Genomic DNA, 22981 nt, shown 5'->3' with positions numbered 1-22981 from the left:
AGCGCATGACTACCGTATTCCACCGCATGCCGAAGCAGACCTTGCCCGTCGCCGTCAAAGGCGAGGGCATCGAGATCGTCGATTCGACGGGCAAGCGTTATATCGACGCATCGGGCGGCGCGGCCGTCTCGTGTCTCGGCCACAGCAACCAGCGCGTGATCGATGCGATCAAGCGTCAGGCGCAGGAACTGCCGTACGCGCACACCTCGTTCTTCACGACGCAGCCCGCTGAGGAACTCGCGAGCTATCTCGTCGAACGCGCGCCGCAAGGTCTTGCGCATGTGTATTTCGTGTCGGGCGGATCGGAGGCGATCGAGGCGGCGTTGAAGCTCGCGCGTCAGTATTTCGTCGAAGTGGGGCAGCCGCAGCGGCGGCATATCATCGCGCGTCGTCAGAGCTATCACGGCAATACGTTGGGCGCGCTCGCGATAGGTGGTAATGCGTGGCGGCGCGAGCCGTTCCTGCCGTTGCTGATCGACGCGCATCACGTGAGCCCGTGCTACGCGTATCGCGAGCAGCGCGTGGACGAGACGGAAGAGCAGTTCGCGCAGCGTCTGGCCGACGAACTGGAGCAGAAGATTCTCGAACTCGGTTCCGACACGGTCGCCGCGTTCGTCGCGGAGACGGTCGTCGGCGCGACAGCGGGCGCGGTGCCGCCCGTGCGCGAGTATTTTCGCAAGATTCGCGCAGTGTGCGACCGTTATGGCGTGTTGCTGATTCTCGATGAAATCATGTCGGGCATGGGCCGCACGGGCCACCTGTTCGCGTGCGAAGAGGACGGCATCACGCCCGATCTGCTGACCATCGCAAAGGGTCTCGGTGCCGGTTATCAGCCGATCGGCGCAACGCTCGTCAGCGACAAAATCTATCAGGCGATCACGGGCGGCTCCGGCTTCTTCCAGCACGGCCACACGTATATTGGCCACGCGACGGCCTGCGCCGCCGCGCTCGAAGTGCAGCGCGTGATCGCCGACGAGCATCTGCTCGACAACGTGAAAGCGCGTGGCGAGCAACTGCGTTCGCTGCTGCGCGAACACTATGCGCAGCATCCCTACATCGGCGACGTGCGCGGACGCGGTCTCTTCGTCGGCGTGGAACTGGTGCAGGACCGCGCGACGAAAACGCCGTTCGATGCGAAACTGAAGCTGCATGCCGCGATCAAGCGCGAAGCGTTCCAGCGCGGCCTGATGGTGTACCCGATGGGCGGCACCGTCGACGGCAAGATCGGCGATCATGTGCTGCTCGCGCCGCCGTTCATCTGCACGCCGCGCGATATCGAACAGATCGTCAGCCGCCTGACGGATGCGATCGAAGGCGCGCTCGCGGCATCGGGCGCGGCCTGATCGACCCCCCCACCCTGCACGAAGAGCGATTCATGACCAACCGCCTGCCTTCTTTCGACGCCAGTCACGCGACACCCGACCAGAAAGCCGTGCTCGACGAAATCCTGTCGGGACCGCGCGGCAATCTGAACGGGCCGTTTCTCGGCTGGATTCATAGCCCCGAACTCGCGCAGCACGCGCAACGGCTCGGCGCCTTCTGCCGCTACAAGACGGGCTTGCCGCTGCGGCTGTCGGAACTGGCGATCCTCGTCACGGCCTCTCGCTGGCAGGCGCAGGCCGAGTGGTTCATCCACTATCCGATCGCCATCGACGCAGGCGTGCGCGCCGATGACGCCGAGGCGATCCGCCTGGGTCAGACGCCTTCGTTCGCCGAAGCTGACGATGCGCTCATCTACGCATTCGCGACGGAACTGTACGACGCGAAGCGCGTGTCCGACGCGACCTACGCGAAGACGGTCGAACGCTTCGGCCACGAGGTCGCAATCAATCTGGTCGGGCTGCTCGGCTATTACGCGCTGGTCGCAATGACGCTGAACGTGTTCGGCATGCGCGCGCAAGGGCAGGACTCGCTGCCGTTCCCCGAATAAGCGCGCGTCAAGCGCGACAAAAGCAAAGGCCCCGGCTGACTTCGTGAGTCAGCCGGGGCCTTCGTTGTTTCGACGGCGGCGCGTGATCGGCGAATCACACGCGCGGCGTCACGTCACGGCGAAAAATGCTTAGTTGCCGCGGAACGTCGAGAAGATGCGCTGTTCGACGCTCGGACGCTTGCCCGATTGCGACGAGCCAGCCGTCACGCCGCCGACTTCCGTCGATTCCGACGTTGCGCCGAATTGCGGCTTGGCGGCCGGATATGCGACGTCGTTCTGGTCCAGCGAGCCGTTTTGCTGCGCGGCGACCAGTTCAGCCTGGACTTGCGCGCGCGTCACGGGGCCATTGGCTTGCTGCGCGAACGCGGCGGCGGGAACGATCAGAGCGGATGCGACGACCACTGCGGAAAGAAGCGATTTCATGATGACCTCCGAGAACATTTGTTGATCGGTTCGGTTTGAACACCGATGTCCGAACCGTTGACCAGAGTGTATTTCCGCCAGGGTGATGAAAAAAGCGGCAGATTGGATAAAGATTCTTGCTGTGGATGAAATAATGGCCATGCGCGCCGCTTCACGGCAGTGCCACCGATATCCGCCTATGATGAAGCTTCGGTCCACGCCCACGGCCCACGGGTTTGGCGCAGCACGCGTGACCGATGCCGATGCCGCGTGATTCCGGGCGGGACCGTCGCGGCCGGCATCGTGGTTGGGAACGCGGCAGCGCGAACGCGACACAGGAGCGACTAATGAAGCGCAAAGCATCAGCAATCTGGCAGGGCGGTCTGCAAGACGGCAAGGGCTCGATCTCCACCGATAGCGGCGTGCTCAAGGACACGCAGTATTCGTTCGCGACGCGCTTCGAAAACGGCATCGGCACGAACCCCGAAGAACTGATTGCGGCGGCGCATGCGGGATGCTTTTCGATGGCGTTGTCGGCGGAACTCGGCAAGGCGAACATCAAACCGGAACGCATCGCGACCACGGCCACCGTCACGCTCGACAAGGACGGCGGCGGCTTCGCGGTGACGGCCTCGCATCTGGACGTCGTGGTGAAGATTCCGGGCGGCGACAAGGCCGCATTCGACAAGGCCGCGGCCGACGCCAAGGCCGGTTGCCCGATCTCGAAGGTGTTGAACGCAACGATCACGATGGACGCGAAGCTCGAAACCTGAGCAAGCGGCGCAACCTGCGCATCTTCTGCGTTTGCCCGGTCACGAGACAGGCTGGGCAAAACTTCCCATTCCGCATATTCCGAACCTTTCGCGTCCACTTGCGCGACTGATGGAGCCGCCATGACAACAACACAAGCAGACAAGGCGCGGGCGTTTCGCGCGCTTCACGAGGCCAGCGAGCCGTTCATCATTCCCAATCCGTGGGACATCGGCTCCGCGCGCCTGCTCGAAGCACTCGGCTTCAAGGCGCTCGCGACCACGAGCGCCGGGTACGCATTCACGCTGGGCTTGCCGGACAACGCCGTCGGCCGCGAGCAGATGATCCGGCATCTCGCCGAACTCGCGCCGTCGACGGATCTGCCCGTCAGCGCGGACCTCGAAAACGGCTTCGGCGATACGCCGGAAGATGCGGCCGAGACGATTCGCCAGGCGGCTGCGGCGGGCGTCGTCGGTGGCTCGATCGAGGACGCGACGGGCCGCGCCGGCGATCCCATCTACGCACATGAACTCGCCGTCGAGCGCGTGCGTGCCGCAGTCGAAGCCGCCCGTTCGCTGCCGTTTCCGTTCACGCTGACGGCGCGCGCGGAGAACTATCTGAACGGCCGCGCCGATCTCGCGGATACGATCCGCCGCCTGCAGGCTTTCCAGGAAGCGGGCGCCGACGTGCTCTATGCGCCGGGCCTGAAAACGCGCGAGGATATCGCCGCCGTCGTCAGTTCCGTCGACCGGCCCGTCAATGTGCTGATGGGCATGGCGGGCATGCCGTTTTCCGTCGACGATCTCGCGCAGATGGGCGTGAAGCGGATCAGCGTCGGCGGGGCGCTTGCTCGCGCGGCGCTGGGTGCGTTGCTGCGCGCCGCCAATGAGATGCTCGGGCGCGGCACCTTCACGTACACGAACGAAGCGGCGACGATGAAGGAGATCACCGATCTGTTCGCGTCCGTGCGCAAGCCCGATTAACGCAGCGTTGCGCGTGGCGTGATCCACGCGCAAAACAGAGCAGAACGGCGGTTGGAGGGGCGGCGATTCGCGCGAACGGCATGGACCTGTGTTACGAAGCGTCCGGGCGCTTCGCGGGGTAATGCTGATCGGTGACCGGGTGCCAGGGCGGCTCCCGTTTGTCATCGGAGCCTGAGTCCTGGCCGGCGGCTCGCCGTGCTGCTCGTGCGCCCGCCATACCACTACGGCCCTGCCACGATCGATGCGTCAGGCGTCGGTTCGCTTCCGACCGAAATAGCACGACTCCCTGCGGTAAGACATTGGACCAGTCAGTGTTGAAACCGGCTAGACACGCGACGCCAAAACTCTGAGGCCCGCAATCCCGAATACGATGGCCAGGCATCCTTCCAGGGCGCGACGCGTCCGCACGTACAACCTGCGAGCCGAGTCCGTTGAAAACAGTACGGCATAACCCCCGAACACCAGACATCCGATAGCCGCACAGCCTGCAATCAGAGCGCTATGGGCAGATCCTGTGCTGTTCGACGATAGCGCCACAATCGAAACCCACACGAGGATCGCTTTTGGATTGGTGAGATGAAGCATCGCTCCGCGAGAGTAGACACTCGTCAATGTCGGCGTTTGCTCCACCTTCAGTGCGGATGCCGCTGTTGTCGCAAGCGCATTGCGTCCGGATTTGAAGGCTAGCCACAAGAGATATAGACCACCAAAAATCTTGACCGCAATGATGAATTGAGAATAAGCGATCAGGGCTGCTGACACGCCTAGCGTTGCCACCGTCGCCCAAAACATCGACCCCGAGATGACACCGAGTGCGAACATTAACGCCGCTTTCCGGCCGTGACTGGCCGCTATGGAAATAATGGCAAGGTTGCTCGGCCCTGGACTCGCGGTGCCAACGAAATACGCTGCATAGGCGAGTAGCAGGTTTGTCGAGAGATAGGCGTTTCCAGTCATGTTTGGGTTCCAGCAACGGAAGATCGCCAGATTATCGGGCTTTGCCGAAACGGGCGGGAGCGGCAATATTGCCATTTTTCGAGGAATATCAGACATGCGCGCCAATGTTCATCGAACGAGGCGGGCGGATGGCGCCGCATGGGCCCGACTGGCACGATTACATCGACGGGCACTCCGACGCATGCGCGTCGGAGCGCTTCGCACTTCAGGTGCGCAAGGGCCTTAACCCCGTGCGCACTTCGTTCGCGAAGATCATCGGCTCTTCCCATGCCGCAAAGTGCCCGCCTGTTTCAGGCTTGTTGAAGTAAATCAGATTGTGATAGGCCTTTTCGGTCCAGGACTTCGGCGCCTGGTAGTTTTCTCCCGGGAAAGCGCTCACGGCGGCAGGCACGTTGACGTCGGCCGCGAGGAAGAAGTTCGCGTGTGACTCCCAGTAGAAACGCGCTGCCGAAATGCCCGTGTTGGTCACCCAGTACAGCGTGATGTCGTCGAGTATGTCGTCGCGCGTCAGTGCGCCTGCGGAATGACCGTTGACGGGATGGCCGAGCACGGCTGCGCTCAATGCAGCAGCGGGCTGGCCGTAGCCGTCGCCGTGATCGAGCAGCCAGGAAGCCAGCGCGACGGGTGAGTCGGCGAGTCCATACAGCGTCTGCGGCCGCGTGCCCATTTCGAACGCGTAACCGCGCTTTTTCTTGAAGTTGGCGCTCAATTGATCGTACGCGTGCTTCTCCTCGTCGGATAAGCCGGCCGGCATCGGGTCACCCGCAGCCAGCGCCTTCAGGATTTCGGCCGGAACAGCGGCAGGGAAGTTCACATGGATGCCGATCAGTTCGGGCGGTGCCTGTTTGGCCATGATGTTCGTGACAATGCCGCCGAGGTCACCGCCTTGCGAAGCAAAGCGCTCATAACCCAGCCGTTTCATCAACGTGACCCACGCGCGCGCGGTGCGCTCCGGTCCCCAGCCCGTGGTCGTCGGTCTCGCCGAACAGCCGTAGCCCGGCAACGATGGAATCACAAGATGGAATGCGTCGGAAGCCGGTGCGCCGTACGCGGTCGGATTGACGAGCGGGTCGATGATCTTGAACTGCTCGATGACCGAGCCGGGCCAGCCGTGCGTGACGATCAACGGCATCGCGTTTTCGTGCTTCGATCGCACGTGAATGAAATGGATGTCGAGCCCGTCGATCTCGGTCATGAATTGCGGATAAGAATTCAGCCGCGCTTCGCATTTACGCCAGTCATAGCCGGTCGCCCAGTATTGGGCGAGCCCCTGGATGGTGGCGAGCTGAATGCCCTGCGATTCGTCGGGCACCGTCTCGCGATCCGGCCAGCGCGTGGCCTTGATGCGCCGCCGCATGTCGACGAGTTGCGAGTCCGGGACGTGAACGCGGAACGGCCGGATCGCCGTCTTGTCGCCGTTCGCGGGTTCGGTAATCTTGCCGATTGCCGGGCTCGTTTCTCCGAAGGCGAGCCGGCTCAGCGAGCCTGCCGCGAGCGCCGCAGCGGCCATCCCGACAAAGTGCCGGCGTGCTGAGGATTGGGGCGTGTCTTTTGACATGGAATCGGTCTCCGGGCTTGTTCAGTGCGTTGCGTTGGGCGTGAAGTCGGCGACGTGCAGCTTCACGAAGTCGTACATGCTCATGGGCTTGTGGCCCGTGAGTTCGAACAGATCGTTCGTCATGCGGTCATACCGCCCCTGCACATGCAGGTCGGCCATCACGACCAGATGATTGACGACGTGCGCGGGAATGCCGAGTTCGCGCAGTTTGTCGGACCACGGCGCGACGGGCACATTCCGGTATCGGATGGGCCGGCCGAGCGCTTCCGAAAACACGCGCGCGGCCTGCTCGAGATCGGTCGATTCGAGACCCGTCAGGTTATAGATTTTGCCGATATGCGGCGCCGGATCTTCGAGAATCACCGACACCGCGTTCGCGACGTCAACGGCAGAAATGGGTGATGTCCTGCTGTTGCCGAGCGGCAGGGCGAGTTCGTCGTTGTCGCGCACGCCGGCTGCGCCAAGCGTCAGGAAGAAACTCTCGAGAAACGCCGTCGGCCGTACCGTGACGACGGGCAGCCCCGACCACTGCAAGACCTGCTCGGCAAGCCAATGCAGTTTGTGCTGAGGGCTGTCGGTGGTTTCCGTGATACTCATTTCCGTGACCGTCATTTGCGACATGTTCACGATCGCGTCGACGCCATGATGACGCGCCACGGCAGCAACATTGACGGTCGCCTCAAGGTACGCCGCGGAGACGGACATGCCGAAATAGACACGCGAACAGCCTTCGATCGCGCGGTGCATCGAGGCGAGGTCGGTCAGATCGCCGACCATGACTTCGGCGCCAAGCCGGCGCAACTCATCGGCGCGTTCGTCTTCCTTGCGGACCAGCGCCCGTACGGTGTAGCCCTTTGCGAGCAGCGTTGCGGTCACGTTGCGGCCGATTCCGCCGATTGCCCCTCCGGCGCCCGTGACGAGAATGGGCCGGTCGTGAACAGGTTTCGTTGTCATATCAGCTACCTTCTAAACAGAGTTTGATTTATGCATGCATATACACACTTAATTGCGAGGATGCCTGCATGCATGCGTTGATCAATCGTGCGTGGCTTGCAGAAAGTCGAGCATCGTCTTCGCGACAAGCTCGGGTTGCTCTTCCTGGACAAAGTGGCCACTGTTCTGCACTTCGACTGTGGTCAGATCGGTTGCCTTTTGTCCGATGACTTTCTTCATCCACCCGTAGGCGGGGCCGCCCATCGCGAGAACGGGCATATCGAGCTTGCCGTAGTTCCTGTAATCGGCGACGTCTTGCGGCAGCGCCTGGTACCAGCCGTCGCTTGCGCGAATGGCATCGATGCTGTCGTACGCGTGCTCATAGACCGCGCGGTCGCGTGCATCGATCGCGGCTTCATCTTTCAAAAAGTAGGTGAAGATCCAGTCCTGCTCAAGGCCGACGCGGCCGGCAAGCAGCTTCTCGGGGAGTCCATGAATCTGGTTGAATGCGAACCACCAGAGGTACGGGCGCGCGTTACCGAGCTTGTCGCCGACATTGCCTTGCGGCGGCAGCAGGGGAAACGACAGCAGGCTGTCATCGGGGTGAGGCAGTTCGAGCATCACGAGCCTGTCGGTGGCCTGCGGATAGTTCGCGGCATACGCGAATGCGACGGCCGAGCCAATGTCGTGGCCGGCAATGCTGGCCTTGTCGTAACCCAGCGACTGCACGAGTTCGTGAATATCGGCGGCCATGGTTTTCTTGTCGTAGCCGTCGGCGGGCTTCGACGAAGCGCCCATGCCGCGCAGATCGACGGCAATCACCGTGTAGTGCCCGGCGAGCGCCGGCATGATCTTGTGGAAGGCCCACCATGTTTCAGGCCATCCGGGCAGCAACACGAGCGGCGCGCCCTTGCCGCCGACCACATAATGCAGCCGTACGCCGTTCACGGTTGCATAGCCATTCTTGAATCCGGACAGCGACTTCACCAGCGCAGCGTCCGAGATGCCCGTCTTTGCGGCCGATGGCTTGCCCGCATGCGTTGCGACGGGTGCATCCGTTGCAGACGTTTGCGTGTAGCCGGGCGAGGCGGCCGCCATCAGCGCCGCGACGACGATGCTCGCGCAGCCGGTCCTGATCATTGCTTTCAAAGCAAATCCTCCTTCGATAGAGGGGTAATTCGAAGTTCGCAGGTCATGCAGTCTGGGTGTGGAGATCATTAGCACCCTGGTCGTTGACGTTCATCGGGCGCGCAGCGCGTTCGTGAACATGCGCGGTCGGCGTACGGTCGATCATCAGACTCAGGAGTTCAGGGCGGTTGTAGTGACCGGCCGAGTCCATCAGCATCTTGCGGCGGTCGATTTGCGCGAAGTCGAGATCGACGATCACTTCGCCTTCACCCGAGCGAAGCGGCTCGGCCATCAGCATGCCGTCAGGCGCGACGATCGTGGTGAAGCAGCCGCCCGAGATCGGACCGATTCCACAACCGGTATCTTTCATGATTTGCGCCTGCTGGTCCGCGTCCAGCCACGCTGTCGCATTGACGACGAACGCGCCGGATTCGAGCGCATGCTGGCGGATGTTGATTTCCATGCGCTGGGCAAAGCCTTCGCCAAAGGCGGAACCCGGGTACATCGCCGAATGGATCTGCTCGCCGTCGGCGATCATCGCGTAACGGGCGAGCGGGTTGTTGTGCTCGAAGCATGCGAGCTGGCCGATACGGCCGACTGCGCTGTTGACCGCACGCAAACCCGAGCCATCTCCCTGGCCCCAGATCATGCGTTCGAAATGCGTCGGCGTGATCTTGCGGCGGCGCTGGATCAGCGTACCGTCGGCATCGAAAAGCAATTGTGTGTTGTACAGCGTGCCGCCATCGCGCTCATTGACGCCGATGGACACGACCATGCCGGCCTTTCGCGCGGCTTCGCCGATCGCGTCGGTCGCAGCGGACGGCACAGTCACAGCCTGTTCGAGCAGGCGCAGATGTTCCGTGCCCGACAGAAGCTCGATGCCCGTCTGGACGGCCGCAAAGTAAGGGTAATAAGGCACGACCGTTTCCGGGAAGGTGGCGAACTGCACGCCTTGCTGGCCGAGTTCGTGGATCTTCTGCACGACCTTGGCGACGGTTGCTTCGCGGCTATAGAGCACCGGGCTGAACTGGACGGCGGCGGCTTTGACGACTTGCATGACAAACTCCTTGACGAGGGGGGCGAGTACCTGGCGTTGGTCGATCGTGCATGTGCAACATCGACCGAAAAACTTCAGACCTTGCGCAGCGGCAATTTGCGCGCGATATGGATGAGCTCATGGGCGCCACCTTCGCCGAGGAGGTGCGTCGCGTGACTCTGTGCAGCCGACCATGCCCCCGCGGCGTGCTTGAGCAGCGCCTTGCCTTCGTGGGTGAGCGAGAGAGGGCGGCTTCGGCCATCGCTTGCCGGGACGCCCTCGGCAACCCAGCCGTGCGCGATCAGCGGCTGCAGATTCCTTGTCAGCGTCGAGCGCTCGTGATGATTCCGCCGGCTCAGATCTGAGCGGCTAAGAGGCCCGAGCTCGGCGATCAGTACGAGCAGTGAGAACTGCGGCGCCACGATGCCGAACGGGCGCAACACATCGTCATAGAGGCAGGTCAGGACGCGGGAGATCTGCCGGGCGCGTGTCAGCAGACAATTGCGCGCGATCTGGCTGCTCAGCGGTTCATCCGCAGTGCGATCCAGTTCAACAGTTCCGTTCGACTCGTGTTGCATATGCACTACCTCGGCAAGCCCAATTTTTCCGGCGCGGCGTTCTGCTCGCGATGGGCGTATTTGAGCGGATCAACGTATCCGGCTCGTGTCCGAGAGTTGGCTGTGTGTAAGCGTGCGTATCTCTATCTGTTTGCAGATACGTTGGGATACAAAGGGAAGGTGTGGGGCGAGGAGGGAAATGTCGAGGGCGACGGTGTGATGCCGCGAGGTTTCAATCGTCGTTGCCGCCTGACTCGGCTTCTATATTCTCAACCGCAGCACGCGAGAACCGTATTTGATATTCACTCGGCGACAATCCGGTCTTGCGCTTGAACAATTGCCGAAACGTGCTGATGTCGCCATAACCGACCCGCTCGCTCACCGCTTCGAGCCCAATTGGCCGCGTTTCCAGCAAGCGTTTCGCGACCTCGATGCGCAGATTCTGCAGATACGTCAACGGTGCGAGTCCGACGGCTTCCTTGAAACGGCGATTGAGCGTGCGTTCGCTGACAGCCAGCGACGCCGCCAGATCGCTCAACCGGAATCCCTGCTGCAACGTAGCCTCCATCTCCTGCTGGGCGCGCGCGACGAGTGTGTCGGTGTGCCCGTGTTCGTCGAGAAGCGTTGCGAAGGAAGCCTGCGAAGTCCGGTTCATGTCGATCAACAGCGCCTTCGCGGTCATCGTGGCGAGTTCTTCGCCGGCGAACGTTTCGACGAGCCGCACCGCGAGATTCAGATACGACGTCACGGAACCGCCCGAGATGATGCCGTCTTGCGCGATCAGCAGTTCCTGTGCGCGAACTTCGACACGCGGATAGCGGCGCGCAAAGTCCGCGGCTCTCGCCCAGTGCGTCGTAGCGGCGCGGCCATCCAGCAGACCCGCCTCGGCGAGCAGGTAGTTGGCTGTGCAATAAGCCGCCAGCACGGCACCTGCCTTGCGTTGACGTCGCAGTGCAGAAGACAGCGCGTTCAACTGCTCGCGGCGCCCGATGAACTCGTCGATGTTCGAGAAAAACGGTGCCGTCAGCAGAACGGCGTCCGCCCGTTTGCGCGGGTCGATCTTGCCGTCGACGTGAATGGTCTGGCCCGACGCAGCCGTGACGGGTTGCCCGTCGAGCGATTCCACGCGCCATGCAAACACGGGCGCTGATGTCGTGCCCGGTGCAGCCTTGCGCGCATGGAACTGATTGGCCGCGCTGAAGACGTCTACAGGACCCGCGACGCCGGAGGCGAGGATGCCGTCATAAACCCAGATGCGGACGATAGCCATTGCGTGTCTGAAATTCCATGAATAATGGCGATACTGCCACTTCCGGCCGCACGAGTAAACCCCGATCATGGCCACATCCAATGAACCGAAAGCAGGAGCAGCACCATGCCAATGATCGATGCACTGTGGCCCGAAGACGCCTTGACGCCCGAGGCCGAAGCGCGCCTCGTCAAGGAACTGACCGACATCCTCATCAAGGCGGAAGGATACGACCCCGCCAATCCGATTGCACAGCGTGTCACCGTGTTCCATCTTCATCGGCCTGCTGCGATCTACATCGGCGGCGAACGCACGAACACGATACGCTACCGCATCATTCCGTCGGCACCTGAAGGTCAATACACCGACGAATCGCGTCGCTCGCTGGTCAGAAACGTGACAGAAGCGGTGGCGCGCGCGGAGAACCGGCCCTTCGATGACGTCGCGCCGCGCGTCTGGGTCTTCCCGACCGAGATTCCGGATGGCGCCTGGGGGACGCGCGGCGCGATCTGGACGCTGCCCGATATTCATGCGCTGCTGGCGGGCGAGTCTGAGCGCGATGCGGGCGCTGAACGCCTCGCGCGACGCCGCCTCGAAAAGGCGCGCATCACGCTCGAAGCCGCGCTCGATGCCGCTAGCGCAGGCACGACGAGCAAACCGTAACAGGAGCGCCCAGCATGAAATTCAACGACACAGCCCCCGTGCTGGCGCCCGCCGGCGGTCCGCCGCTCTGGCTGGCGAGGCTCGCCGAAAACGCGACGCTCGAAGCCACCGTCCTGAAGCGTCCAATCGAAGGACGCGCCGATATTCTCTCCGTGATCAAGCACGCGGTCTCGCTTTACGAGTTCCAGCATCACAGCTACAAGGGCGAGGTCGGCAACGGTTTGTACATGGAATCCTATCGTTCGCAGATCCAGAGCGTGCCGATCGAAACGGTGGTCGTCGCGCATATGAACGAGCAGGGCGAGACGGATTCCGTGGTCATTAATCATCGCCCGCTCAACGCAGCGCTGCTGTTTTCGAAGCTGATGGGGGAGCGCGTCGATGAGCGCTTCCGCAACTGTTATCTGACGGGACCAGAAGCTGCAGCGCTAAATGCTGCATCCGTCTGACTGCGGTGTTGGAGGCCGCGTGATGAAACGCCTTCTTCTCAATTTGACAACAGCCTCTGTGCTGGTCGCTTCTGCTGGAGTCGCCATGTCGCAAACCACTCCGATGCCAACCACGCCAACCACGAAGGTATTGGCGATCGGCACCTTTCCGCCGGGCACGGACATGCAAACTGTCCAACACATTCTTCCGACCGAAGTGCGCGAGACGGCGCAGCTCTACCTTGAGGGCAAGATTGACCAGTGGTATTCACTGCAAGACCGGGCTGGGGTGGCATTCATCCTGAACGTTACGGACATGAATCAAGCGCATGAAATGCTTGAGGCACTTCCCTTGGGGAAAGCGCACTTGATGACATTCTCGCTCTTCCCGATAGGCCCATTGAAGCCGTTGGGCAAGCTTTTGAATCCGCCTTCCCCACAGTAGAAAGCGCTGCGCGGGCGCGGACTGCTCATGGCGTCCTATGGCCCGTCACCGTCTGACGCGCGTGACGTTTATGGTGGGATCGATCGCGGCGCAATTGTTTTATTGTTCTAATTCCTTGTCAGGGTCAAACGTGAAACTTTATTACTCGCCGGGTGCATGCTCGCTTGCGTCACATATCGTCGCGCGCGAAGCCGGTATCGCAATTGAACTCGTAAAGGTCGACTTTTCGTCGAAGCGCACACAAGTTGGAATCGACTTTCTAACCATTAATCCAAAGGGAAACGTGCCAGTGCTCGAACTGGACGACGGGAGTTTTCTTACCGAAGGTCCTGCAATCATCCAGTTCCTCGCGGACTCGAAGCCAGAACGCGATCTCGTTCCTCGCAATGGGGCGATGTCACGGTATCGTCTGCAGGAATGGCTTGGTTTCATCAATTCTGATTTGCACACGAATTATGCCCCGCTCTTCAATCCCGCGACGCCCGAACTGATCCGCAGCGCAAAGCAAGAAGTACTCTTCAAATACTATGCATTCATCGAGCGATCACTGACGTCCCAGCAATGGTTGCTGGGAGAGCAATTCTCGGCAGCCGACGCCTATCTTTTCACAGTAACGAATTGGGCAAGGCACGTCGGCCTCGATTTATCGCGGCTACCAGCTATCACTGCGTTTCAGCAACGGGTGGCTGGCCGCCCGCAAGTTCGGGAAGCACTTCTGGCGGAAGGTTTGCTGCGGGACTGATCGGGTGGAGACAAAGGCACAAGGAGGCAGAGATGATTGAGCCAATCGACAGCCTGGAGATTACGGTCATAGTCGATAACGTGACCGATAACCTTTCATCAAATCCAAAGTATGTGGAAACAGAGGTTGCCGGGGCCTGGCAGCGCGGGATGAAATGGCTTGGTGGCAAATGTCTTTGCTGCGCCGCTCACGGCCTGTCTTGCCTGATTACCGCCCGAATTGGAGACACGTCGCACTCACTTCTGTTTGACACGGGGCCTGACGATTGGGTATTCGAACGTAACGTCGTCAGGCTCGGCCTCGACCTCGGCAAGGTCGGCGCGATGGTGCTGTCACATGGACATTGGGATCATGCTGCAGCGATGCCACGGGCACTGCAGATGATAACTTTGGCAAACGGTGGAAAGCCCGTCTCAACCTATCTACATCCGGAAATGTTCGCATCGCGAGCGGTCAGGAATCCGCAGGGCCGCATGATGCCGATGGAGGATATTCCAGGGCAGCAGGTGCTTGCCGGTAACGGTGCAGAACTGGTTATTACGAGAGTTGAACAGTCGGTTCTGTCGAATTCATTCTACGTTAGCGGAGAAATTCCGCGCGTGACTCGCTTCGAGCGAGGTATGCCTGGCCAGCACAGGCTGGGTCCTGACGGCAAATGGGAGTTGGACGAACTCCTCGTGGATGAACGATTTGTTGCGGTGAATATCGCCAACAAGGGTTTGTTTGTTTTTACAGCCTGTTCGCACGCAGGTCTCATCAACGTATTGACTCATGCACGCAATCGTTTCCCTGACGTCCCGATCTACGGAGTACTAGGGGGCTTCCATTTGTCGGGGGCAACAGAAAGTATCATTCCTGACACTGTCGAAGCGTTAGAAGAGTTCAATCTTGGGGTGATCGCCGCCGCGCATTGCACTGGCTGGCGGGCAATGAGTTCACTGTCAACACGGTTTGGGGATCGTGTCGTATCGTCGGCGGTAGGGAAGCGCTTCTTTCTTTGACCAGGGAGCTTACGCGCAACTGCGCCGGCCGTTTTCCTGGAGAGGCAGGCAACCTGGGCAGGCCATCTCGCCATTGCAGGCCATCACTTCACCTGTTATCACCGATGATCTTGTCGCGTGCAAACCGCGACGCAAAACCATTCTCCAAACGAATTGCATCGGCCACTCTTCGACGGGGGCATGCATGCCAACGCGTTCGGTCAGGCACGCCCGAGTCGCATTCAATGAATCGCCGCGCTGTGCGGCCCACATCCCGATACCCGGCTGTCTGCCATCAAAGGGGCGCGAAAACCGCATGCGCGGGGCCTGCACGAAAGTATTGGGCGTGAATACAATCTGCCGTGACGCAACAGCCTTTTTATGCTGGTCTTCAAGTTCGGAAAGGCATAGTGTTCAGAATGAATCGATCGTTCTCTTCAGGTGGTGATGCGATGCCGCTCTCGTCATTTCATCAACCCGGAAGAGGCGCCATCAGCAACCATTCCTTTACTTTTGTTGACGTATGAGCGTCTAGTTGCCCCCAGCAAGGCTTCGCGGTCGCGTGCGGGCGCCGGCCGATGTCGTCGTGTGATCTATCGGCTACCGCGATGATTTGGATTCGAAACGGCGATTTTTCTTTTCTTCACATGGCTCATAGCATGGAGAGGTACGCAATCCGGCAAGCGACGTTTCGCTGTTCATGGCGTGAGTTCGTTGGCAAAGAGCGATTGGAGGGAGGTAAGGATGGAGCACAAAGCCCGCACGCAAAACGAGAAGCTGGAAGTCAAGACAACGACCTGCTACATGTGCGCCTGCCGATGCGGCATCCGCGTGCATCTGCGTGACGGCGAGGTGCGTTATATCGACGGCAATCCTGAGCATCCCCTCAACCAGGGCGTGATCTGCGCGAAAGGCTCGTCGGGCATCATGAAGCAGTATTCGCCCGCGCGTCTCACCCAGCCTCTGATGCGCAAGCCGGATGCATTGCGCGGCACTGCTCAATTCGAGCCGGTGTCATGGGAGGTCGCGTTCGACGTGCTCGAAAAGCGTCTCGCGCATATCCGCGCCACCGACCCGAAGAAATTTGCCCTCTTCACCGGCCGCGACCAGATGCAAGCGTTGACGGGGCTGTTCGCGAAGCAGTTCGGCACGCCGAATTACGCGGCCCACGGCGGCTTCTGCTCGGTCAACATGGCGGCGGGCATGATCTATACGATGGGCGGCTCGTTCTGGGAATTCGGCGGCCCCGACCTCGATCGCGCGAAGCTCTTCTTCATGATCGGCACGGCCGAGGACCATCACTCGAATCCTCTCAAGATCGCGATCTCGAAGTTCAAGCGGGCGGGCGGCCGCTTCATCGCGATCAACCCGGTGCGCACCGGCTACGCGGCGATCGCCGACGAATGGGTGCCGATCCATCCGGGTACGGATGGCGCGTTGTTCATGGCGCTGATGCGTGAGCTGATCGAAAGCAATGCGTATGATCGCGAGTTCGTGGAGCGCTACACGAATGCGGGCGAACTGCTCGACATGCGCGAAGACAGCGACACGCAGGGTCTGTTCGTGTGCGACGACGACGCACAGGCGTGTAATGCGATGTTCCCGCAGAACCATCTGTGGTGGGACCCTGTCAGCCAGCGCGAAGTGCTGCATCACACGCCGGGTGTGCGGCCGGCGCTCGAAGGGCGCTATGCGCTTGCGGACGGCACACCCGTCGCGCCGTCGTTCATGCTGCTGCGCGAACAGCTTGCCGGTTGCACGCCGGAATGGGCATCGGACATCACCGGCATTCCGGCCGAAACGATCCGGCGTCTTGCGGGCGAAATGGCGGATGTCTCGCGCGATCAGAAGATCACGCTGCCGATCCAATGGACCGATGCCTGGGGTGAAACGCATGAAACCGTGACGGGCGCGCCGATCGCTTTCCACGCGATGCGCGGCCTCGCCGGACATTCAAACGGCTTTCAGACGATACGCGCGCTGGCCGTGCTGATGTCGCTGCTCGGCACCATCGACAGGCCTGGCGGCTTTCGGCACAAGTCGCCGTATCCGCGCGCGGTGCCGCCGTCGGCCAAACCGCCAAGCAGCCCCGACGACGTGAAGCCGAATACGCCGCTCGCGAACGGGCCGCTCGGCTGGCCCGCGGGTCCCGAAGACCTGTTCATCCACGACAACGGCGAGCCCGTGCGTATCGACAAGGCATTCTCGTGGGAATATCCGCTCGCCGTGCATGGCCTGATGCACAGCGTGATCACGAACGCATGGCGCGGCGATCCATACCCGATCGATACGCTGCTGATCTTCATGGCCAATATGGCGTGGAACTCGTCGATGAACACCGTCGAGGTCCGCAAGATGCTCGCGGACCGCAATGAAGACGGTGGGTACAAGATTCCGTTCATCGTCGTCTGCGATGCGTTCCAGTCGGAGATGACGGCATTCGCCGATCTGATTCTGCCCGACACGACGTACCTCGAACGTTATGACGCGATGTCGATGCTCGACCGTCCGATCTCCGAGTTCGATGGACCCGTCGATTCCGTGCGCGTGCCCGTCGTGCCGCCAACAGGCGAATGCAAGCCGTTCCAGGAAGTGCTCATCGAACTGGCGAGCCGCCTGAAGTTCCCGGCCTTCACGACACCGGGCGGCGAGCGCAAGTATCGCGGCTATCCCGAGTTCATCATCAATCATCAGACCGCGCCGGGGTCGGGCGTCGGCTTCCTGATCGGCTGGCGCGGAAAGGACGGCAAGGATGCCCTCGTCGGCGAGCCGAATCCGAAGCAGTGGGAAGAGTACGCGAAGCACAATTGCGTTTATCACTACACGTTGCCCGAGACGCTGCAGTACATGCGCAACTGCAACGGGCCCTACCTGGATTTCGCGGTCCAGAAGGGCTTTCGAAAGTTCAATACGCCGATCGTGATCGCACTGTATTCGGACGTGATGCAGAAGTTCAGGCTCGCCGCGCAGGGCAAGACGCAAGGGCGGCAGCCGCCTGAGCATCTGCGCGCGCGCATCGCACAGTATTTCGATCCGCTACCGTGCTGGCATCCGCCGCTCGAACACGCCGCCACCGATCACGCGCGCTTTCCGCTCGCCGCCGTTACGCAGCGTCCGATGGCGATGTATCACTCGTGGGACTCGCAGAACGCGTGGCTGCGCCAGATACACGGCGAGAACTATCTGTACATGAATCCGCGCACGGCCGCCGCGCAAGGCATCGAGGACGGCGGCTGGATCTATGTCGAATCGCAATGGGGCAAGGTGCGTTGCATGGCACGGTACAGCGAGGCCGTCGAGCCGGGCACGGTATGGACGTGGAATGCGATTGGCAAGTCAGCGGGTGCGTGGAATCTCGGCCCCGATGCCAACGAATCGCAACGCGGATTCCTGCTGAATCACCTCATCACGGATGAAATTCCCCTCGACGACCCGCGTCACGTCCGCACGTCGAATTCCGATCCTGTGACGGGGCAGGCCGCCTGGTACGACGTACGCGTACGCATCTATCCGGCAGAGGCGGACGCCGACCATACCTTGCCGCAGTTCGCGCCGATGCCCGCCTCGATGCCCGGCATGGTCGGCACGGAGTCGGGCGGGATGATCCATCGCATCGTGCAGACGTATTTCGCGGGTCGCGGCGAGTTCGCGGCGCGGCTGAAAGCGGTGCAACGGAAGACGACGCAACGCAACTGAACGGGGAGCATCACATGACACAGATGGCGCTCGTAATCGATCTGAACGTCTGCGTGGGTTGCCATGCGTGCGTGACGAGCTGCAAGGAATGGAATACGTCGGGAGAGGCGGGCAGTCTGGCGGACTTTCGTCCGTACGACGCCGATCCGTCCGGCACGTTCTTCAACCGCGTGCAGACCTATGAAGCCGGCGAGTTCCCGCTTACGGACACCATTCATTTTCCGAAGTCGTGCCTGCACTGCGAGGACCCGCCGTGTGTGCCCGTCTGTCCGACCGGGGCAAGCTACAAGCGCAAGGAAGACGGCCTGGTGCTGGTCGATTATGACCGATGCATCGGCTGCAAGTACTGCGCATGGGCTTGCCCCTACGGCGCGCGCGAAATCGACGAGAAGCGCAAGGAGATGACCAAGTGCACGCTCTGTGTGGACCGTATCCACAACGAGGCGCTACCTGAGCGAGATCGCAAGCCGGCGTGCGTGCTCGCGTGTCCGACGTCGGCGCGCCTGTTTGGCGATATTCATGATCCGGAATCGGTCGTGTCGAAGGCGATCCGCGAGCGGGGCGGTTATCAGCTGATGCCGGAGTGGGGCACGCGGCCCGCGAATCATTATCTGCCACGCCAGAAGGTGTCGGCGTGCAGCGGCGGATCATGTTCGCGCAAGACACCGTCCGAAAGCGACGAAATCGCATCCGTCGAAACGCAGGTCGAACGCGGCGAGCTTCATCTCGCTTCGATCGCGACGCGCGTCTGAAGCAGTACGTCAAGGGAGAGTGGCATGAATCCGGCTTTTTCAGTGGTGTTCCTGACGACGTTGATCGGGGCGGGGCAAGGGCTACTGATCGCGCTGGTCGGCGTCGAAGCGGCTTTGCGATTGGGCCTCGGCGATGCAGCCGCCGTGCCGCCGATTCTTTATATCGTCGGCACGGCGCTGTCGTGTCTGCTTGGCGCGTTGGGGCTCGTCGCATCGTTCTTCCATCTCGGTCATCCCGAGCGCGCGTGGCGGGCCATTGCGATGTGGCGTACGTCGTGGCTCTCGCGCGAATGCCTGTGCCTGCCTGCGTTCCTTGCCTGCACGTTCGCTTATGGTGTTGCGCATGCGTTGGGTTCGCCGTACACGCTCGCGATCGGCTTCATCGCCGTGATCGCGAGTGCGCTGCTGTTCGTCTGCACGGGCATGATCTACGCGTGCCTGCGTTTTCTGCAGGAGTGGGCGACGCCGCTCACGCTGGTCAACTTCGTGCTGCTCGGCTGCGCGTCGGGCTTTACGCTCGCGACGGCCTGCGCTGCGCTGCTCGCGCCCGTGCTCGTCTCGCCGCTTGCGGTGGCGGCCTGCGTGTTGACGCTGGCGGGTTGCGTGTCGCGTGGCGCGTCATTGGCACGCAATGCGCGGCTCAGACCGAAATCCACGGTGCAGAGCGCGACGGGTATTCGCGCTTCGCGTGTCGAGCAGAAATCGCGTGGGTTCACTGCGGGCGCATTCAATCTGCGTGAGTTCTTTCATGGCAAGACGCCGCAGACGCTGAGGCGCATCAAGTGGACGTTCATCGTCGCCGGTTTCATCGTGCCATTCGTTCTGGTGGCATTCGGCGGCAGCGTCCGGTCGATCGGGTTTTCGTTCGCACTGTTGTGTTCGGCGTCTGCGATTCAGTACGCGGGGTTCGTCGCCGAGCGGTGGTTTTTCTTTGCCGAAGCACGCCATCCGCAGAATCTTTACTACCGGCAGGCGTAGGGCGCGGACTTTGTTCGCCCGAATTGGCAGTGCGCTCGCTCACTTGCGGAGCAGGCGTTCCAGAATCCGGCAGTCTCTGCGCCGATCAGTGACAATACCTCGGCGCCCGTCGTCGCCTGATTGTGCGTGACGTGATTGATCATGAGCAGCACTTGTCCGTCCTGCTCATATCGGTGCGCGTAACCCGCGCGGGGCGGGTTACGCGCCAGAATGATGCGAGTGCCGCTTACACCGGCTTGATATTTGCCGCCTGTTTGCCCTTCGGTCCCATCTTCACTTCGAAGCTTACTTTCTGGTTTTCCTGCAATGACTTGAAGCCTTCAGTCTTGATTTCGGAGAAGTGGGCGAACAGGTCTTCGCCGCCTTCGTCCGGCGTGATGAAACCAAAGCCCTTCGCATCGTTAAACCATTTCACTGTGCCAGTTGCCATTTTTGAACCTGTAAACGTTGAAAGTCGCATTCGCGATCGCGTTCTGGGACGGAGCGGCCGCCCACGACGGAAGTCTTTTTTACCACGCCGGGATAGGACCTGCCAATCAGCAGTCACCATATATGCATCTGCGCCGGGTGTTCAGCGCCAGAACGGCCGTCCTCATGCTGTCACATTTCGACGTTAAGCTTTTCGCCCTCGGTATTGAATCCGCCGTTGTGGGTCGTCACCGAACGCCAGTTACGGCAAACCTGACGACCAGCGTTTCCCTCTTTGCATCAGGAACATCCCGTGCTCAGCGCCCACGAATTTGCAACATTGATGCTGATCAAGGATTCCGCCGATCACATTGGCGATCGGGAAGAACTTGGTACATTGCTCGAATGCCAGCTTGTCGCGCTGGAGCGGCTTGCGGGCGGGGCAGTACGCCCTCGCATCACGGAGGACGGAGAGTTTCTTCTTCGTCACCTTGCTTCTATCAATTGACGAGGGATATCCGTCGGGTGCCTCGAAGCCACGCGGCGTAAGAAGTGTGCCCTCCCTGCCATGTCAGCAGGTAAGGGCGCATGCGTCATGCATCGACTGACGGTGCTCGCGTGGCGTCAAATCTTCGGCGGCGTGTCGACGGGGAGACCTGTCGCGGGGTCGAGGAAGAGCTTGCGCTGAGAGTGGCCGTCACCGCGGCGGTTGAAGTCGAACATGCCCATGATGCTGCCGGCATGTGCATCGAACGATCCGCCACCGATACGCTCACCGTCGAGCCAGTTGTCTTCGATGAATCGCACCACCGATGACTGGTCGATCAATGTATGGTCCACATGGTTTTCTTTGGCCCACGGCGAGATCACGACGAACGGAATACGCGTACCAGGACCGCAGCGGCCGTTCACGGGTTTGCCCAGTACGCCATTGTGTGCCGAGCCCGTGCCGCAAATGCCCGGCGCGTTCAACTGATCGGCAACTGAGTCATAAGACGCGCTCGTTGGCATCGCATAAGCATGGTCGTACCAGCCATCGGAGTCGTCCCATGCAACGATGACGGCCGTATCGTCCCATTCCTTCTGCTGCTGCAGGAAGTTGACGACCTTCGTGACGAAAGCCTGCTCGTCGAGTGGGTCCGAATACCCGGCGTGGCCGTCCTGGAAAGCCGGCGCCTTCAGGAAGCTCACGGCCGGGAAGTTGCCGGCATTCACCGTATCGAAGAAGTCATCCGTATCGTATTGATGATTGGCTGGGTCCGGCGTTTTCCCGTCTTTTGCCGTGCTGTGCCCAATCGCGCGGATGGAACTCGGGCGCAAATGTTTCGGATTTGCCGTCGATGCGTAGTACTGGAACCAGTTGTGGTGCGGAATATAGTCGGCCGTCGCAGAACCGACGACGGTGGACAGTGTGCTGCGCTTGCAACCCATGGTGCCGTTAGAGTTCGTCGTGCCGAGGTTGAAGCCGCCCATGAAGCCGCCCCACGAAATGTCGCGTGCGTTCAGCAGGTCGCCGATATTTTTGCCGGCCATCAGCGCTGTATCGGTGGTACTGGAGCAGGTGTCGTTAGCGGGGTCGACGTCATTGATCATCGTGTACCCGCCTTGCCCGTCGTTCACATAGTATGAGCCTGCAACGGAAGGCTGCTTCGTGGTCAGTACAACCTTCATGCCGTTGGTCTGGCCGGAGACCACTTCGAGCGCGCCCGGCGTCGACGGCCCGTAAGTCGACGTATAGGCGTTGTCGCTCATTGCGAACCGTTGTGCATAGTTCCACAGCGCGGTGACCGTATTGCCGTCGTAGTAGCCCATAACCTGACCGGCCGTCCCGAAGGCGCCTGCGCCGCCCGTCGTGCCCTTGCCGGTGTATTTAGGGAAGAGATCGGCCGCGCCGTTGTCATACGCTTGCTGCTCGGCTGTGTACGCATGGTTCTGGTCGGCGGTGGCGGCCTGGGTGCGGTCCAGACGGAACGGGTTGGCCGCGCTTGTTCCGTTGGCCGCATTCGTGGCGTTGGGGTTGTTGGTCAGAAGCCCGCCCGAAAGACCGTTCACCTCCGGCGTGCCGGGCAGCGCGCGGAATGCCGGTTCGCCGGACGGGTTGGTGGCGTGGGGGTAGGTTGCGAAGTAGTGGTCGAACGAGATGTTCTCGCCATAGATCACAACCAGGTGCTTGATGGGTGTTGCCGTGTGGGTGTCGCTCCGCCGGTCCTTGCCGTGCTCGTCGCTGGCACTCCATGCGATTGTCGATGCAAATGCTGCGACCGTGAGCGAACCAAGTGCTGCCTGACGCCATTGCATATCTGGCTCCTTGTTGGAATTCATCTTGCGGGGATGATCGCGGCGCACAAAGGCAGGCACTTCAGTTATCCATCGCATTACTGGCGCCGCTCAGAGCGGGAGGCTTCG

22 protein-coding genes and 1 pseudogene are annotated in these 22981 nt (G+C 61.2%); 13 read left to right on the top strand and 10 right to left on the bottom strand.

Annotated features, from left to right (window positions below):
- Positions 1-5: 5 nt before the first annotated feature.
- Entirely contained in the window at positions 6-1343 is a 1338-nt protein-coding gene (locus tag H1204_RS22480; protein WP_180732958.1) for an aspartate aminotransferase family protein, read from the top strand.
- 32 nt (positions 1344-1375) lie between these two features.
- A complete protein-coding gene (locus H1204_RS22475; protein WP_180732956.1) occupies positions 1376-1930 on the top strand; it encodes a carboxymuconolactone decarboxylase family protein in 555 nt (184 codons plus the stop codon).
- Between the two features lie 129 nt (positions 1931-2059).
- Here H1204_RS22475 and H1204_RS22470 read toward each other — a convergent pair whose 3' ends face one another.
- Positions 2060-2353, bottom strand: coding sequence for a DUF4148 domain-containing protein (locus H1204_RS22470; RefSeq protein ID WP_180732955.1), 294 nt, complete (start codon positions 2351-2353; stop codon positions 2060-2062).
- A gap of 326 nt (positions 2354-2679) precedes the next feature.
- Here H1204_RS22470 and H1204_RS22465 point away from each other — a divergent pair, with 326 nt between their 5' ends.
- Both H1204_RS22465 and H1204_RS22460 read left to right on the top strand, forming a co-directional pair.
- Positions 2680-3105, top strand: coding sequence for an OsmC family protein (locus tag H1204_RS22465; RefSeq protein ID WP_035988268.1), 426 nt, complete (start codon positions 2680-2682; stop codon positions 3103-3105).
- 120 nt (positions 3106-3225) lie between these two features.
- A complete protein-coding gene (locus tag H1204_RS22460; RefSeq protein WP_180732954.1) occupies positions 3226-4065 on the top strand; it encodes an isocitrate lyase/phosphoenolpyruvate mutase family protein in 840 nt (279 codons plus the stop codon).
- Between the two features lie 324 nt (positions 4066-4389).
- Here H1204_RS22460 and H1204_RS22455 read toward each other — a convergent pair whose 3' ends face one another.
- The 7 genes from H1204_RS22455 to H1204_RS22425 all read right to left on the bottom strand — a co-directional run bounded on the left by H1204_RS22455 (position 4390) and on the right by H1204_RS22425 (position 11504).
- Positions 4390-5022: a LysE family translocator gene (locus tag H1204_RS22455; protein WP_180733268.1), complete on the bottom strand. Its 633-nt coding sequence runs from the start codon at positions 5020-5022 to the stop codon at positions 4390-4392.
- Between the two features lie 205 nt (positions 5023-5227).
- Entirely contained in the window at positions 5228-6580 is a 1353-nt protein-coding gene (locus H1204_RS22450) for an epoxide hydrolase (RefSeq protein ID WP_180732953.1), read from the bottom strand.
- A 21-nt stretch (positions 6581-6601) separates the two neighbouring features.
- Positions 6602-7534 (bottom strand): NAD(P)H-binding protein, encoded by a 933-nt coding sequence (locus H1204_RS22445; protein ID WP_180732952.1) that lies wholly within the window; start codon positions 7532-7534, stop codon positions 6602-6604.
- A gap of 81 nt (positions 7535-7615) precedes the next feature.
- Entirely contained in the window at positions 7616-8653 is a 1038-nt protein-coding gene (locus tag H1204_RS22440) for an alpha/beta hydrolase (protein WP_180733267.1), read from the bottom strand.
- Between the two features lie 52 nt (positions 8654-8705).
- The gene (locus H1204_RS22435; RefSeq protein WP_180732950.1) at positions 8706-9698 is read right to left on the bottom strand and encodes a carbon-nitrogen hydrolase family protein; all 993 of its coding nucleotides are present in this window, start codon (positions 9696-9698) and stop codon (positions 8706-8708) included.
- 74 nt (positions 9699-9772) lie between these two features.
- Complete coding sequence (locus H1204_RS22430; RefSeq protein WP_180732949.1) at positions 9773-10255, bottom strand: MarR family transcriptional regulator; 483 nt, start codon at positions 10253-10255, stop codon at positions 9773-9775.
- 211 nt (positions 10256-10466) lie between these two features.
- The gene (locus H1204_RS22425; protein WP_180732947.1) at positions 10467-11504 is read right to left on the bottom strand and encodes a helix-turn-helix domain-containing protein; all 1038 of its coding nucleotides are present in this window, start codon (positions 11502-11504) and stop codon (positions 10467-10469) included.
- Positions 11505-11609: 105 nt separating this feature from the next.
- On the opposite strand from H1204_RS22425, the gene H1204_RS22420 reads away from it, so the two are divergent.
- From H1204_RS22420 to H1204_RS22385, 8 genes are all read left to right on the top strand, one after another.
- Positions 11610-12146: a Tautomerase enzyme gene (locus tag H1204_RS22420; protein WP_180732945.1), complete on the top strand. Its 537-nt coding sequence runs from the start codon at positions 11610-11612 to the stop codon at positions 12144-12146.
- A gap of 14 nt (positions 12147-12160) precedes the next feature.
- Positions 12161-12595 (top strand): hypothetical protein, encoded by a 435-nt coding sequence (locus H1204_RS22415; protein ID WP_180732943.1) that lies wholly within the window; start codon positions 12161-12163, stop codon positions 12593-12595.
- Between the two features lie 22 nt (positions 12596-12617).
- On the top strand, positions 12618-13019 hold the full coding sequence (locus tag H1204_RS22410) for a hypothetical protein (RefSeq protein WP_243468756.1): 402 nt from the start codon (positions 12618-12620) through the stop codon (positions 13017-13019).
- 130 nt (positions 13020-13149) lie between these two features.
- Complete coding sequence (gstA, locus tag H1204_RS22405; protein ID WP_180733265.1) at positions 13150-13761, top strand: glutathione transferase GstA; 612 nt, start codon at positions 13150-13152, stop codon at positions 13759-13761.
- 32 nt (positions 13762-13793) lie between these two features.
- Positions 13794-14762 (top strand): MBL fold metallo-hydrolase, encoded by a 969-nt coding sequence (locus tag H1204_RS22400; protein WP_180732942.1) that lies wholly within the window; start codon positions 13794-13796, stop codon positions 14760-14762.
- A gap of 723 nt (positions 14763-15485) precedes the next feature.
- Complete coding sequence (locus tag H1204_RS22395) at positions 15486-18437, top strand: molybdopterin oxidoreductase family protein (RefSeq protein WP_180732940.1); 2952 nt, start codon at positions 15486-15488, stop codon at positions 18435-18437.
- A gap of 14 nt (positions 18438-18451) precedes the next feature.
- Complete coding sequence (locus H1204_RS22390) at positions 18452-19189, top strand: 4Fe-4S dicluster domain-containing protein (RefSeq protein ID WP_180732938.1); 738 nt, start codon at positions 18452-18454, stop codon at positions 19187-19189.
- A gap of 24 nt (positions 19190-19213) precedes the next feature.
- Positions 19214-20167, top strand: a complete 954-nt coding sequence (locus H1204_RS22385; RefSeq protein WP_180732937.1) for a DmsC/YnfH family molybdoenzyme membrane anchor subunit — start codon at positions 19214-19216, stop codon at positions 20165-20167.
- A 226-nt stretch (positions 20168-20393) separates the two neighbouring features.
- Here the strand turns inward: H1204_RS22385 and H1204_RS22380 are convergent, their stop codons facing one another.
- Positions 20394-20597: a cold-shock protein gene (locus H1204_RS22380; RefSeq protein WP_007577962.1), complete on the bottom strand. Its 204-nt coding sequence runs from the start codon at positions 20595-20597 to the stop codon at positions 20394-20396.
- A 291-nt stretch (positions 20598-20888) separates the two neighbouring features.
- Between H1204_RS22380 and H1204_RS22375 the strand changes: the two genes are divergently transcribed.
- Positions 20889-21083, top strand: coding sequence for a hypothetical protein (locus H1204_RS22375; RefSeq protein ID WP_180732935.1), 195 nt, complete (start codon positions 20889-20891; stop codon positions 21081-21083).
- Positions 21084-21199: 116 nt separating this feature from the next.
- Here H1204_RS22375 and H1204_RS22370 read toward each other — a convergent pair.
- Positions 21200-22762: pseudogene (locus H1204_RS22370) on the bottom strand (alkaline phosphatase family protein); the annotation flags it as partial.
- Positions 22763-22981: the final 219 nt, after the last annotated feature.

Origin of the sequence: Paraburkholderia sp. PGU19, from assembly GCF_013426915.1 — a bacterium.
Taxonomy (GTDB): Bacteria; Pseudomonadota; Gammaproteobacteria; order Burkholderiales; family Burkholderiaceae; genus Paraburkholderia.
This window is presented reverse-complemented; position numbering and strand designations above follow the sequence as displayed.

Coding starts and splice junctions, on each gene's coding strand:
- H1204_RS22445 (WP_180732952.1), bottom strand. CDS start 7,534: ATGACAACGAAACCTGTTCACGACCGGCCCATTCTCGTCACGGGCGCC.
- H1204_RS22435 (WP_180732950.1), bottom strand. CDS start 9,698: ATGCAAGTCGTCAAAGCCGCCGCCGTCCAGTTCAGCCCGGTGCTCTAT.
- H1204_RS22385 (WP_180732937.1), top strand. CDS start 19,214: ATGAATCCGGCTTTTTCAGTGGTGTTCCTGACGACGTTGATCGGGGCG.
- H1204_RS22380 (WP_007577962.1), bottom strand. CDS start 20,597: ATGGCAACTGGCACAGTGAAATGGTTTAACGATGCGAAGGGCTTTGGT.
- H1204_RS22395 (WP_180732940.1), top strand. CDS start 15,486: ATGGAGCACAAAGCCCGCACGCAAAACGAGAAGCTGGAAGTCAAGACA.
- H1204_RS22410 (WP_243468756.1), top strand. CDS start 12,618: ATGAAACGCCTTCTTCTCAATTTGACAACAGCCTCTGTGCTGGTCGCT.
- H1204_RS22400 (WP_180732942.1), top strand. CDS start 13,794: ATGATTGAGCCAATCGACAGCCTGGAGATTACGGTCATAGTCGATAAC.
- H1204_RS22465 (WP_035988268.1), top strand. CDS start 2,680: ATGAAGCGCAAAGCATCAGCAATCTGGCAGGGCGGTCTGCAAGACGGC.
- H1204_RS22480 (WP_180732958.1), top strand. CDS start 6: ATGACTACCGTATTCCACCGCATGCCGAAGCAGACCTTGCCCGTCGCC.
- H1204_RS22420 (WP_180732945.1), top strand. CDS start 11,610: ATGCCAATGATCGATGCACTGTGGCCCGAAGACGCCTTGACGCCCGAG.
- H1204_RS22390 (WP_180732938.1), top strand. CDS start 18,452: ATGACACAGATGGCGCTCGTAATCGATCTGAACGTCTGCGTGGGTTGC.
- H1204_RS22455 (WP_180733268.1), bottom strand. CDS start 5,022: ATGACTGGAAACGCCTATCTCTCGACAAACCTGCTACTCGCCTATGCA.
- H1204_RS22430 (WP_180732949.1), bottom strand. CDS start 10,255: ATGCAACACGAGTCGAACGGAACTGTTGAACTGGATCGCACTGCGGAT.
- H1204_RS22440 (WP_180733267.1), bottom strand. CDS start 8,653: ATGATCAGGACCGGCTGCGCGAGCATCGTCGTCGCGGCGCTGATGGCG.
- H1204_RS22460 (WP_180732954.1), top strand. CDS start 3,226: ATGACAACAACACAAGCAGACAAGGCGCGGGCGTTTCGCGCGCTTCAC.
- H1204_RS22415 (WP_180732943.1), top strand. CDS start 12,161: ATGAAATTCAACGACACAGCCCCCGTGCTGGCGCCCGCCGGCGGTCCG.
- H1204_RS22470 (WP_180732955.1), bottom strand. CDS start 2,353: ATGAAATCGCTTCTTTCCGCAGTGGTCGTCGCATCCGCTCTGATCGTT.
- H1204_RS22475 (WP_180732956.1), top strand. CDS start 1,376: ATGACCAACCGCCTGCCTTCTTTCGACGCCAGTCACGCGACACCCGAC.
- H1204_RS22450 (WP_180732953.1), bottom strand. CDS start 6,580: ATGTCAAAAGACACGCCCCAATCCTCAGCACGCCGGCACTTTGTCGGG.
- H1204_RS22425 (WP_180732947.1), bottom strand. CDS start 11,504: ATGGCTATCGTCCGCATCTGGGTTTATGACGGCATCCTCGCCTCCGGC.